The organism is Burkholderia sp. MSMB0856 (genome assembly GCF_001524645.2).
GTDB classification, from domain to species: Bacteria; Pseudomonadota; Gammaproteobacteria; order Burkholderiales; family Burkholderiaceae; genus Burkholderia; species Burkholderia diffusa.
The window spans coordinates 608003-620099 of sequence record NZ_CP013428.1 but is presented as its reverse complement, the minus strand read 5'-3'; the positions used below and the strand labels follow the sequence as shown (position 1 = coordinate 620099).

General features: G+C 67.8%; 11 protein-coding genes. 4 read left to right on the top strand and 7 right to left on the bottom strand.

Annotation, left to right across the window (positions count from 1 at the left end; genetic code table 11):
* Positions 1-16 precede the first annotated feature (16 nt).
* Both WS87_RS20445 and WS87_RS20440 read right to left on the bottom strand, forming a co-directional pair.
* On the bottom strand, positions 17-385 hold the full coding sequence (locus WS87_RS20445) for a DUF2946 domain-containing protein (RefSeq protein ID WP_059818779.1): 369 nt from the start codon (positions 383-385) through the stop codon (positions 17-19).
* Between the two features lie 155 nt (positions 386-540).
* Positions 541-1077 (bottom strand): cytochrome b, encoded by a 537-nt coding sequence (locus WS87_RS20440; protein ID WP_059818778.1) that lies wholly within the window; start codon positions 1075-1077, stop codon positions 541-543.
* A gap of 232 nt (positions 1078-1309) precedes the next feature.
* On the opposite strand from WS87_RS20440, the gene WS87_RS20435 reads away from it, so the two are divergent.
* Entirely contained in the window at positions 1310-1948 is a 639-nt protein-coding gene (locus WS87_RS20435) for a Pr6Pr family membrane protein (protein ID WP_059525630.1), read from the top strand.
* A 48-nt stretch (positions 1949-1996) separates the two neighbouring features.
* On the opposite strand, the gene WS87_RS20430 is transcribed toward WS87_RS20435, so the two are convergent.
* Complete coding sequence (locus WS87_RS20430) at positions 1997-2731, bottom strand: peptidoglycan DD-metalloendopeptidase family protein (protein WP_059818777.1); 735 nt, start codon at positions 2729-2731, stop codon at positions 1997-1999.
* A 427-nt stretch (positions 2732-3158) separates the two neighbouring features.
* Here WS87_RS20430 and WS87_RS20425 point away from each other — a divergent pair, with 427 nt between their 5' ends.
* Positions 3159-3479 carry a hypothetical protein gene (locus WS87_RS20425; RefSeq protein WP_006760526.1) on the top strand — a complete coding sequence of 107 codons (321 nt, stop codon included), beginning with the start codon at positions 3159-3161 and terminating at the stop codon, positions 3477-3479.
* A 115-nt stretch (positions 3480-3594) separates the two neighbouring features.
* On the opposite strand, the gene WS87_RS20420 is transcribed toward WS87_RS20425, so the two are convergent.
* The 4 genes from WS87_RS20420 to WS87_RS20405 all read right to left on the bottom strand — a co-directional run bounded on the left by WS87_RS20420 (position 3595) and on the right by WS87_RS20405 (position 7184).
* On the bottom strand, positions 3595-3939 hold the full coding sequence (locus WS87_RS20420) for a DUF4148 domain-containing protein (RefSeq protein WP_059818776.1): 345 nt from the start codon (positions 3937-3939) through the stop codon (positions 3595-3597).
* A gap of 200 nt (positions 3940-4139) precedes the next feature.
* Positions 4140-5552 carry an NADP-dependent phosphogluconate dehydrogenase gene (gene gndA / locus WS87_RS20415; RefSeq protein WP_059524672.1) on the bottom strand — a complete coding sequence of 471 codons (1413 nt, stop codon included), beginning with the start codon at positions 5550-5552 and terminating at the stop codon, positions 4140-4142.
* Between the two features lie 97 nt (positions 5553-5649).
* Entirely contained in the window at positions 5650-6291 is a 642-nt protein-coding gene (locus WS87_RS20410) for a DUF938 domain-containing protein (RefSeq protein WP_059818775.1), read from the bottom strand.
* Positions 6288-7184 carry an NAD-dependent protein deacetylase gene (locus WS87_RS20405; protein WP_059818774.1) on the bottom strand — a complete coding sequence of 299 codons (897 nt, stop codon included), beginning with the start codon at positions 7182-7184 and terminating at the stop codon, positions 6288-6290. Before WS87_RS20405 ends, WS87_RS20410 begins: the two co-directional genes overlap by 4 nt.
* A gap of 1154 nt (positions 7185-8338) precedes the next feature.
* On the opposite strand from WS87_RS20405, the gene WS87_RS20395 reads away from it, so the two are divergent.
* Positions 8339-9298, top strand: coding sequence for an LLM class oxidoreductase (locus WS87_RS20395; RefSeq protein ID WP_059819619.1), 960 nt, complete (start codon positions 8339-8341; stop codon positions 9296-9298).
* Positions 9299-9586: 288 nt separating this feature from the next.
* Positions 9587-12040 carry a mechanosensitive ion channel domain-containing protein gene (locus WS87_RS20390; protein ID WP_059818773.1) on the top strand — a complete coding sequence of 818 codons (2454 nt, stop codon included), beginning with the start codon at positions 9587-9589 and terminating at the stop codon, positions 12038-12040.
* Positions 12041-12097: the final 57 nt, after the last annotated feature.

The following is a 12097-nucleotide window of genomic DNA, read 5'->3' as shown; positions in this document are numbered from 1 at the left end:
AACGGAAGACAGCGCGTCAGGCGCGCTCGGGCGGTGCGCGTGGGTACGCGCGCGGATAGCGGTCGGCGCGTGCCGCGACCGCATGCGGCGCGGCGGCGGAAACGGCATCAGGGGGGACGAAGACGAACGATGCGGCGGCCGCGCCGCCGATCGCGGGACTGTGCGCGAAGAAGCCGCAATAGCCGCACGCATCGAGATGCAGTGCATGGTCGTGCGCGCGGCCCGCATCGGGCGCGCGGTGTGCGCCATGCTCTGCACTACAGACGATTGAGTCGGGGGTGGCCGCCTGCGCGATGCGCCACTGCGACACCAGCGGCGCCGCGATCGCGAGCCAGATCGCGAACACGCCGAGCCAGGCGGTCAGGTGACGATGTCGGTGCAGCATGCGCGGCGATGCGTAAGCGGAATGTAAAAGCAGCCGAGATGTTACAGAATGTTCGCCGAGATGGCCAGTCGCGCATCGCGGTAAACGAACCGGGGCGCATGGTTGTCGATACAACCATGCGCCCCCGGCTACTGCGCGGCTTCAGCGCGCTGCCATCACGGTGCCATGCGTCGCAGCACGTCGTCGCGCCGGATGAAGTGATGGTAAAGCGCGGCCAGCGCATGCAGGCCAATCACGAAGTAGAACGCGTTACCGATCAGTTCGTGCGCTTCCTTGATCGTCGGCCGCAGCGCCTTGTCCGGGCCGAACAGCGTGAACGAAACGCCGATCCAGTCGAGCGACACGGGCTTGCCGCCCATGTTGACGAGCATGATCCCAAGCAGCGGCTGCGCGATGATGAATACATACAGCGCGAAATGCGCGAGCTTCGACAGCCACTTGAGCAGCGTCGTCTGCGGAATGGCGTCCGGCACGCGGCTGATCATGCGCCACAGCACGCGCAGCACCGACAGCACGAGCACGAAGGTACCTGCCAGCAAGTGCACGTTCATCCAGAACACGCGACTGTCGCTGCCTTTCGGGCCGCGAATCTCGATGGCCAGGTAGGCCAGCGCCACCAGCAGGAAGATGGCCCAGTGGAAGAAGATCGCGGGTGAGCTGTAACGCGTCTGTTTCGCGAGGATGTTTTTCATGCTGCGTCTCGTAATTTCTCGTGTGGTATGCGGGGCCGCCACATGCCGCGGCTGACGGCGCCCCGGCGGTTGCCCCGATTGTAGCCTCACGCGCGGCCGGCGTTGTCCGGCCGGATCAAATATCCGAGGAATCCGTGCGGCCCGTCCACTGGTCCGCCATATGGAAAGTCCGAATCGCGCGTGCCCGCCGCTGTGGCAGGATGAAGCTTTGGTGCGACGTTGCGCGGGCATCATGAGCAAAGCGTTCTTCGTTGCGGCCTACCGGCTGATCGCCGCGTTGCTCGCGGTGTCGACCACGCTGCACAGCGTCGCCGGCTACTGGGGCATGCCTGCCTTCCATCTCGGCAACTACTTCAGCTACTTCACGCAACTGAGCAGCCTCTATGCCGCGGCCATGCTGGTCGTGGGGCTGTCGCGTGTCACGCGTCCCGGCTCGGCGCGCTACGAATCGATGCGCGGCGCCGCCGTGCTCTACGTGCTGATCACCGCGATCGTCTACGAACTGCTGCTCGCGCGGCTCGATGCGTTGCGCCACGTCACGCCGGCCCTCAACAACTGGGTCCTGCACCGGATCGTGCCGCTCGTGGTGCTGTGCGACTGGCTATACGTGGAACCGCGCTCGCCGATCGCGTGGCGCAGCGCGCTCGCGTGGCTCGGCTTTCCGGTCGTCTATCTTGGCTATACGCTCGTGCGCGGCGCGCTGGAGAACTGGTATCCCTATCCGTTCGTCGATCCGCGGCCGCACGGGTACGTGCCGGTCGCGATCCAGTGTTCGCTCATCGCGCTCGGCGCGGCGGGACTCGCGCTGGGCATTCGCTGGCTCGGCAATCATGCGAGGCAGTCCGGCACCGCGGAGCTCAAGGAAGGGTGAAGACGGGAACGTGTGCGCCGCGCGGCGCACACGCCGTGACGCAGCGCGTCAGCCGCCGTTGCGCGGCAGGAAGTTCATCGGATCGACGACCTTGCCGTTCTGCCGGACTTCGAAGTCGAACGTCGCGCGACCGCTCGCGTCGGTGCCCATTTCGGCGACCGGCTGGCCCGCGCGCACCGCATCGCCTTCGTTGACGAGCAGCTTGCCGTTGTGCCCGTAGGCCGTGATGAGCCCGTTGTCGTGCTTCAGGATCACCAGCGGGCCGTATGCCTTGACGCCGGACCCGGCGTAGACCACTCGCCCGTTTGCCGCGGCCCGCACCGAACGGTCGGGCCCGGTCGCGGCGATCACGATGCCGCGCGTCTTGCCGGCCAGGAATGGCGCGGCGACCATGCCCGTGGCCGGCCAGGCCAGCGAGCCCGGTTGCGCGGCCGCGGCGGGCGCCTGCCCGAGCGAGGTCGCGGCAGGCGGCGGCGCGACGCGCAGCACCTGGCCGGGCGACACGGCGTCATTCGGCGACATGTGGTTCCAGCTGGCCACGTCCTGCACGCGCTGCCCGTAGGCGGCGGCGACGCCGGCAAGCGTGTCGCCCGGATTCACGCGGTAATAGCCGGCGATCACGCCCGGCGTGGCGACCGACGCCGGCGTCGACGGTCGTGCCGGCTGCCAGCTGTCGGTCCACGGCGTCATCGTACAGCCCGTCAGCGCGGCGGCCGCGACGACGAGCGCCGCCTGAGGCAACCAGCGCGCAAGCGCATCGTGGATCGGAATCGTTTTTCTCAAGGGTCCTCCCGGATTTGCGTCGTTGCGCCGCCCACCGCCCTCCGGCGTGCGACGCACGATGTCCGGCCAGAGGCCGGACCAACCAGTATCCGACCGCTCTCGCGGCCGTCAGTTTCCACAGCGGGACGTCGGCGCGAACGGGCTCACCGGCCCCTTTTTCGCGCCATTTTCGCGTCGTCCCGGCCGTCAAAGATACCATCTGTCGTGGTCAGGACCGCGACAGGCGCCCGATCCGGCAACAATCTTGCGGTCTCGCAGATGCGTGTCGGCGGGCCGCGAGCCGCATCGCGCGGGGCGTCCGGAGCGGCGTCAGGCCGCCGTTCCGCAGTCGCCAGCCGTGTCGGACCGACAACCTCCACCGCGCCTCCGGCTGCCTCCTATACTCGGAGGTGCACCGCACGACCCAGCGATAACGAGGAGAAAAACCATGAACAATGCGACGTTTCTGTCCGTGCAGCTCAACGCCGAGGATTTTGCAGGTTCCAGCGGCCTCGTCGAATTGCTCAACCGGCACCTGCTGTTCGCGACGGACGTCGCCGAAGCGGCGGACGCACTCGTCCAGCTGGCGAGCGTCGCACACCTGAGCGGCGCCACGCGGCACAGCGTCGAGCTGCCGGTACTCGCGATCGAGCGGCTGCGCGACGCGCTCGACACGCTGAGCGGCTACGACGAGGCCTGGCTCCAGGCGCTGGAACCGGCCGACGCGCTGTTCCGGGACATCGGCCGCGGGCCGCGGCCGCTGCATTGACGCGGCGGCCGCCGCCAATGAAAACAGCCCGTCGTTCCGTGATGCGGAACGACGGGCTGCGGGTACTGCGTGGGGTCACATCAGGCCGCACGTGCGGCCCGGTCATCGATGCCGATTAACGACCCTTGTAGACCGGTGCGCCATCCGACACGCGCTTGACCTGCCAGCCGGTCTTGGCGGCCGCCGGAGCGCCCGATTCCTGCTGGGCGACCGGTTGCGCACCGTAGCCGCTCGTATCGGCAGCGGCCACGTTTTGTTGCGGGTTCACGCGGGCTTCGGCTGCCTGGATGCCTGCCGGGTAGTCGGTACGGTCGCTGCCCAGTTTGTAGCCGGCCTGTTGCAGCTGGGCCAGTTCGGCCTTCACCTGCGCGCGGGTGACGGGGGCGTTCTGTTGGGCGAACGAGACGGCGGGAACGGCGAGGACAGCAGCAGCAGCGAACGTTGCGATCAGCGATTTCATGATTACCTCCGGGATTTTTTTGCTCCGCCGCACACACCATGTCTGCAGCGATGGAACAAAGTTTAGTCCCGAGATCACCTAGGGAAAACCATGAAAGAACGAAAACACTGTTTCCTCGAAGCCAACAATTCCGGCATCCGGGAACGAAAAACCCTACTCAAAGAATAGAATTTCGCAACAATGCCATCCTCGCCCGCCGGTTACGACCAGTTCGCGTGGAAGCTGCCCGGCTTGTCGGTACGCTCGAACGTATGCGCGCCGAAGAAGTCGCGCTGCGCCTGCACAAGGTTCGCCGGCAGCCGCTCGGAACGGTAGCTGTCGAAGTACGCGACCGCCGACGCGAACGCCGGCACCGGCACGCCTGCCTTCACCGCGGCCACCACGACGTCGCGCAGCGCCGTCTGGTAATTCGCGGCGATGTCCTTGAAGTACGGGTCGAGCAGCAGGTTCGCGAGCGCGGGATCCTTCGCGTACGCGTCCGTGATCTTCTGCAGGAAGCGCGCGCGGATGATGCAGCCCGCGCGGAAGATCTTCGCGATCGTTCCGAGATCGAGGTTCCAGCCATACTCTTCGGACGCCGTGCGCAGTTGCGCGAAGCCCTGCGCGTACGAGATCACCTTGCTCAGGTACAGCGCGCGGCGCACCGCTTCGACGAACGCGGCGCGATCGCCGTCGAACGGCGCGGCGGCCGGGCCCGACAGGATCTTGCTGGCCGCGACGCGCTCGGTCTTCAGCGACGACAGCACGCGTGCGAACACCGACTCGGTGATCAGCGGCAGCGGCACACCCAGATCCAGCGCGTTCTGGCTCGTCCACTTGCCGGTGCCCTTCTGCGCGGCGCGATCGAGGATCACGTCGACGAGGTGCTTGCCGGTTTCTTCGTCTTTCTTGCCGAAGATCTTCGACGTGATCTCGATCAGGTAGCTGTCGAGCTCGCCCTGGTTCCACTCGGTGTACACCGCACCGAGTTCGTCGTTGGTCAGGCCCGCGACGTCCTTCAGCACGGCGTAGCTTTCGGCGATCAGCTGCATGTCGCCGTATTCGATGCCGTTGTGGACCATCTTCACGTAATGGCCCGCACCGTCCGGCCCCATGTATGCGACACACGGCTCGCCGTCCGACGGCGCCTTCGCGGCGATCTGCTTGAGGATCGGCTCGACCAGGTCGTACGCGTCGCGCTGGCCGCCGGGCATGATCGACGGGCCGCGCAGCGCGCCCTCTTCGCCGCCCGACACGCCGGTGCCGATGAAATGCAGGCCCGATTGCGCGAGTTCCTGGTTGCGGCGGATCGTGTCCGTGAAATGCGTATTCCCGCCGTCGATCAGCACGTCGCCCTTCTCGAGCAGCGGCTTGAGCGATGCGATCGTCGCATCGGTCGCTTCGCCGGCCTTCACCATCATCAGGATCCGGCGCGGCGTTTCGAGCGACGCGACGAACTCTTCGAGCGTATAGGTCGGTACCAGATTACGGCCGGGGAATTCGGCGATCAGTTCGTCGGTTTTCTCGCGGCTGCGGTTGTACACCGACACCGCGTAACCGCGGCTCTCGATATTGAGTGCGAGATTGCGGCCCATCACCGCGAGCCCGATCACACCGATTGCTTGTTTGCCCATTAGTCAATTCTCCGGAAAAAACAGGGCGCGACCCGAACCGGGCCGCGCGCACAGGCGAAAGGATAGTGGAAACCCGGCTGCGATGCGCAGTTGCGTGTCATTGCTCCGCGTGCGGCAGGCGCCGGAACACGACGCTCAGGTTGTTCGCCGGCATCTCGACGACCTCGATGCAGTCGAGCCCGCGGTCGAGGCCGAGCGCGACGACCGCCTCGAGATCGCGCACGCCCCACGACGAGTCGCGGCTGCGCAACTGCTGGTCGAACGCTTCGTTGGACGGCGCGGTGTGCCGGCCTTCGCGACGATACGGGCCGTACAGAAACAGCACGCCGCCCGGACGCAGCACGCGCGACGCGCCGGCGAACAGTGCGTCGGTGCAGGCCCACGGCGAGATGTGGACCATGTTGATGCAGACGATCGCGTCGAATGCCGCGGCCGGCCACGACGCGTCGCGCACGTCGAACGCCAGCGGCTCGGCCAGGTTCGCGAGGCCGGCATGCGCGACCCACGCGGCGATCGAGCGGCGCGCGTGCGCGTCGGGATCGCTCGGCTGCCAGCGCAGCGCCGGCAGCGCCCGCGCGAAATGGACCGCATGCTGCCCGGTGCCGCTCGCGATCTCGAGCACGTCGCCGCTGGCCGGCAGCACGCGACGCAGCACCTCGAGGATCGGCTCGCGATTACGCTCGGCCGCCGGCGCCGACAGCCGCGCGGACGGATCGGGCGAGGACGTCGGCCCGGTCACGATGCGTGCTCCGGCGCGTCGCCGGCGACGCCCAGCCGCGCGTTCAGCGCGTCGAGCGCGGGCGCGCAACGCGCCTCGACCTTCAGCGTCAGCATCGGATCGGCGCGCGTATGGCCGAGGTTCAGCGCGGCAACGGGCTTGTTCTGCGCCTGGGCCCACACGCAGAACCGGTAGCCGGAATACACCATCAGCGACGAGCCGACGACGAGCAGCGCATCGGCCGCATCGAGCGCCTGCGACGCCAGCGCGACGCGTTCGCGCGGCACGTTCTCGCCAAAGAACACCACCGCCGGCTTCAGCAACCCGCCGCAGGCCGGGCAGGCCGGAATACGGAACGTGTCGAGCGCGGCCCATTCGAGGTGCGCGTCACCGTCGGCGGCGGGTTCCGCCTGCGCACCGAGCAGCTCGGGGTTGTCCGTTTCGAGCAAGGTCTGGATCGTCGCGCGCGCGTGATGCGCGCCGCAATCGAGGCATGTGACGCCGTTGATGCCGCCGTGCAGTTCGATCACGTCGCCGCTGCCGGCACGCTGGTGCAGCCCGTCGACGTTCTGCGTGACGAGGCGCTCGATCCGGCCGCTGCCGCCGAGCCGCGCGAGCGCGACGTGCGAGCGGTTCGGCTGCGCACGGCCCACCACGGGCCAGCCGATCATGCTGCGCGCCCAGTAGCGGCGGCGCGCGGTGTCGGAACCGAGGAATTCGTGGAGCTGGATCGGCGGCGAGCGCATCCATTGACCGTTGCGGTCGCGATAGCCGGGAATGCCGGAATCCGTGCTGATGCCCGCACCGGTCAGCACGAGCAGCCGCGGATGGCGCTCGACGAACGCGTGCAGCGCATCGAGCGCGGCCGGATCGATGCTGGCGGATGAGGGGGTGGGCAAGGCGATGTCGTTCATGTTGGCGGCGCGTGATCGGGCGCGGTGGCAAACCGTGCTGCCAGCGCGCCAGCACATGATACAGAACGCCGCGCGATCGGGCCGGCGATCCGCACGACACCGGCGCGGCAAAAAAAGACGCCCATCGACCACATGGCGATGGGCGCTCCAACAATTGATCCATCGGGGTAGTGGATCAACTGACAGCACAATGTCGTCAGATCCACCGCGGCGCTGCCGGCGGACCTTTCCCCTGGACTACACCTTCGATTTCCTGATGTCGGGCGGATCGCCACGCGGCACCGCGTGCGGCAGGCACACGCATGCGTCGCGCTCGGCACGCGTGCATTTCGCGCGCCGGCATGACGATCCGGAACTCATGATTGCCCATCTGCGTGCACGGGCGGTTCATCCCCGACGGCCGACCGGCACCGGTCGGCCTCGTGCGTCATGCATGCACGTCGTCGTTCGGAACGAACCCGAATTGTTCGGATGGAACGAAAGGCCGCACGCTCATGTCACCGCGATTAGCGGCGAAGCGAATTCACGGGCAGGTCGGCGATTCAAGTTTGCAACACGACACGTTGCGATTCGGTCTGTTCTCATTCTCTTGTCCCCGTCTTCGATGCGTCCGACCCACTGAAGCGATGGCCGGCCCTCTACCGCGCCGGCGATCGCGCTCACGGCGCACACAGACATGCAAGGAGCGCACCATGCTTCGCGGCGCAAGGCCGCGCGGCCGGTGAAGTGACCCCGATGCAGATCGTGCGGCGACAGAAATACGTGAACGTTTCGAAAGTGAAACGACGGGAAGCGGCGTGCGCGACCGGCGGATGGACACGACGCCGATGTTGCAGGAATGTGACGTGTGCGCCGGCGAGGCGTTTGCACGTGAACGACGCCGACGATCTGCTTACAATCGCCTGCTCCCGACCACGCATGCGGGATCGAACGCGCAGATCGAACATGCGTGCGTTCCGGCTGCCGACGCGCCCCGGGCGTCGTCCGCAGTGCGTTCGTGCAGATTGACTGCCCGATGACCGAAGGCGCCGATCATGCCGGAACCGCCGATGCCGCCGTGCATCGCTCGCGGCGCGTCGCAAGCGTCGCGCAAACACGTTAGCATGCGAACACCGTACGGTGCGCCCGCTTCGCCCCGTCTTCAAGGAATGGACATGCCCCTGCCCGCCTCCGGCCGCGCCGACGTCGCGCAACGCGTCTTCTCGCCCGAGCGGCTGTCGATCGGCCTGACGCTGCCGCTGCTGCGTGGCGGCCGGACCGTCGCCGATTTCAACGAGCAGCTCGAACTCGCGGCGCTGGCCGATTCGCTCGGCTTTCGCGCACTGTGGATTCGCGACGTACCGCTGAACAGCGCCGACTATCCCGACCCGGTCGGGCACCTCGATCCGTGGGTGCTGCTCGGCGCGCTCGCGTCGCGCACGCGCCGGATCGTGCTCGCCAGCGGCGCGATCGTGCTGCCGCTGCGTCATCCGCTGCATATCGCGAAGGGCGCGCTGTCGGTCGCGACGCTGTCCGGCGGACGCTTCGTCCTCGGCCTCGGTTCCGGCGACCGGCCGCCCGAATATGCGGCGTTCGGCGTCGATGCGGAAACGCGGCGCGACCGGTATCGCCGGCATTGGGACATCGTCGCGGCCGCGCTCGGCGTGCCGTCCCGCGTGCTGCCCGACGAAACACCGCCCGACGCGCCCGACTTCACGCTGCTGCCGCGCGGCGACGCCGCGGTGCCGATGCTCGCGGTCGGCTCGGGCGGACAGAGCGTCGACTGGATCGCACGGAATGCGATCGGCTGGATGACGTACCACCGCGATCCGGACACGCAGCGTTCTCGTTATTCGATGTGGCGCGCGGCCGTCGACAGGCTCGCGCAACCGGGCTTCCGCGCGTTCGGCGTGTCGATGCGGCTCGATCTCGATGCGAATCGCGATGCGCCGGCCCGCGCGCTGTCGCTCGGCTACGCGACCGGACGGAACGCGTTGATCGGCATCTTGCGGGACATGCGCGCAGCCGGCACGCACCACGTCACGCTGAATCCCGGCTCCGACCGGCCCGTGCGCGAGGTCATCGAGGAAATCGCCGAGCACGTGCTGCCGATCTTTCACGACGAGCAGGGTTGATTCATCAGGAATCCGGAGTTCGCTGCAGGTAGCCGCAGTCGTGGTTTGCACCGAATCGATGTGCCCGGGAGCACGTTTCGTTCCTGGCCTGACCGTCACAAGAGTCGACGTGCGCGAACAAGGGCTCGCGAACACTGCCTGCACGCGAAAACAAGCCGCGCCGCCTGCCGCATGCCCGATTCGAATATTCGTCGACGGAACTATTCGGGTCCGTTCGCGATCATGTTAACTTCCGTCCATCGTCCAGACCGGCGGGCCACATTTCGATGTGCGCCCGCATGCCAACCCATGCGACATTTCCTGCTCGGCTGGCTGCTCGCCGCCGTCGTATCGATCGCTCACGCGACTACCCCTGCACCAGCCGCCGCGTCGGCCGCCTCCGGCGCGGCGCCGACACTGACGCCGCAACAGGCGCAGCGCGCCCTCTCCGTCCTGCAAAATCCGCGCGAGCGCGAACAGGTCGAAACGACGTTGCGCGCGATCGCGGCCGTCGGCGTGCTGAGCACGCCCGTGCTTCCGGCGAGCGCCGCGGCACCGGCCAGCGCGGCATCGGCCGCCACCGCCGCGCTCACGACGAACGGCCTCGCGTCGATGCTCGTCCGGCAGGGAGCACGCTGGGCCGGCGAAATCGGCGGCGCGCTGAACGAATCGCTGCACTCGCTGCTCGATGTCGGCTCCGTCGGCAGCTGGTGGCACGAGCGGCTGGTGCGCGCCGACGAACGTGCGGACCTCACGCGCGCGCTCCTGGTCATCCTCGCCGTGCTCGTGCCCGCGTTCGTCGTCGAATGGTTCGCGAAGCGGCTGCTGCGGCGCGCGCTGGCCGCCCTGGGCACGCGTCGGGCCGAATCGTCGCGTCGAGCCGAGCCCGAACCCGCCGAGGCGGACGATTCCAGGGCGTCAGCGCCGGCCGACGCCGACGCCAGCGCCAGCGCCGAAGGCACCACCGCGCCCGATACGTCGTCGCAAGGCCGCGGCCATGCACGGCGCCACACCACGCTGCTGCGCCGGATGCCGCGCGCGCTGGTCAGCCTCGCGCTGCGCGTGGTGCCGCTGCTGGTGTTCGTCGGCGTCGCGAGCCTGACGATGTCGGTGCTCGACGGCGCCGGCACGCCAACCGAAACCGCACTCGAATCGTTGATTGACATCTATGTGATCTGCCGCCTCGTGACGATCGTCAGCCGGCTGTTCTTCCAGCCCGATGCGCGGCAATTGCGGCTGCTGCACGTCAGCGATGCATGGGCCGCGATCGCGCAGCGCTCGATCGCGCGGATCGTGATCGTCGTCGGCGTCTGCACGGCCGCGGTCGAGATCGCCGCGAGCTTCGGCCTCAGCGACGCCGGTCACGTCGCGCTGCTGAAAGCCGTCGCGCTCGTCGGCCACTTGATGATCTCGGCGCTGATTCTCCGGTGCCGACAGCCGGTCGCCGCCCGCATCCGCGCGGCCGGCGACGATCGGCCGGCCTTCGCGATGATCGGCAACGCGCTCGCCGACGCGTGGGCGCCCGTGTCGGTGTTCGTCGTGATGGCGCTGTGGTTCGTGTGGGCGCTCGACGTCCACAACGGCTACCGCGTGCTGATCGCGCTCGGCGGCCGCTCGATCGCCGCGATGATCGGCATGCGGATCGTATCGATCGTCGTGTTCGGCGCGCTCGCGCGACTGTTCCAGCGCCGCGATGACGATCGCACGCTGGTCCACGTGCACGCCTACCGCTACTACCCGCTGGTGCGCCAGATCGTGTCGGCGGCGATCGCCATCGTGACCGTCGTGCTGCTGCTGCAGATCTGGGGCGTGCCGATCTTCCACGCGTTCCAGACCGGCACGATCGGCCATCGGCTCGCGTCGGCGCTGATCACGATCGCGATCGCGGCCGTCATCGCGCTGATCGTGTGGGAAGCCGCGAACATCGCGATCGAGCGCCGCCTGCAGCAGTGGACGCGCGAGAACAACCTCGTGCGCGCGGCGCGGTTGCGCACGCTGCTGCCGATGCTGCGTTCGCTGCTGTTCATCATGATCGCGCTCGTCGTCGTGCTGACGGGCCTCAGCGAAATCGGCGTGAACATCGGGCCGCTGCTCGCCGGCGCCAGCATCTTCGGCGTCGCGCTCGGCTTCGGCTCGCAGAAGCTCGTGCAGGATTTCATCACCGGGATCTTCCTGCTGATGGAGAACGCGATGCAGGTGGGCGACTGGGTCACGCTTGCCGGCGTGTCCGGCACGGTCGAATACCTGTCGATCCGCACGGTGCGACTGCGCGCGGGCGACGGGTCGCTGTATACGATCCCGTTCAGCTCGGTGACGACCGTCAACAACACGAATCGCGGGCTCGGCAACGCAGCCGTCAAGGTCAGCATCGCATACGGCCAGGACATCGATCGGGCGATCGCGACACTGAAGGAGATCGGCGCCGCGTTGCGCGACGATCCGAATTACAAGGACGGCATCCTGTCGGATTTCAGCTACTGGGGTATCGACCAGGTCGACGGCGCGACGATTGCGCTGGCCGGACAGATCCAGTGCAAGGACTCGGCACGCTGGGGCGTGCAGCGCGAATTCAACCGGCGTATCGCGGTGCTGTTCCACGAACGCGGAATCCGGATCGCGAATCCGCAGCGCAGCCTCGTCGCGTATGACGACGGTTCGCGGCCCGTGGCGCCCGAGAACGATGCAAACGGCGCCCCTACCGCCGGCACGCCGGCCGCGGAGCAACCGCCGCCGCCCGCTTCATCAGACCGCAAGCCGGACTGATCGTGCGGATGCCGCAGGCCCGGCCACCGCGTGTCGTGCCTGCGCAATTGAACTACC

What these genes read in the sequence shown, in the direction of transcription:
- WS87_RS20440 (WP_059818778.1), bottom strand. Translation starts at nt 1,077, where the DNA reads ATGAAAAACATCCTCGCGAAACAGACGCGTTACAGCTCACCCGCGATC.
- WS87_RS20405 (WP_059818774.1), bottom strand. Translation starts at nt 7,184, where the DNA reads ATGAACGACATCGCCTTGCCCACCCCCTCATCCGCCAGCATCGATCCG.
- WS87_RS20435 (WP_059525630.1), top strand. Translation starts at nt 1,310, where the DNA reads ATGAGCAAAGCGTTCTTCGTTGCGGCCTACCGGCTGATCGCCGCGTTG.
- WS87_RS20420 (WP_059818776.1), bottom strand. Translation starts at nt 3,939, where the DNA reads ATGAAATCGCTGATCGCAACGTTCGCTGCTGCTGCTGTCCTCGCCGTT.
- WS87_RS20425 (WP_006760526.1), top strand. Translation starts at nt 3,159, where the DNA reads ATGAACAATGCGACGTTTCTGTCCGTGCAGCTCAACGCCGAGGATTTT.
- WS87_RS20390 (WP_059818773.1), top strand. Translation starts at nt 9,587, where the DNA reads ATGCGACATTTCCTGCTCGGCTGGCTGCTCGCCGCCGTCGTATCGATC.
- WS87_RS20445 (WP_059818779.1), bottom strand. Translation starts at nt 385, where the DNA reads ATGCTGCACCGACATCGTCACCTGACCGCCTGGCTCGGCGTGTTCGCG.
- gndA (WP_059524672.1), bottom strand. Translation starts at nt 5,552, where the DNA reads ATGGGCAAACAAGCAATCGGTGTGATCGGGCTCGCGGTGATGGGCCGC.
- WS87_RS20395 (WP_059819619.1), top strand. Translation starts at nt 8,339, where the DNA reads ATGCCCCTGCCCGCCTCCGGCCGCGCCGACGTCGCGCAACGCGTCTTC.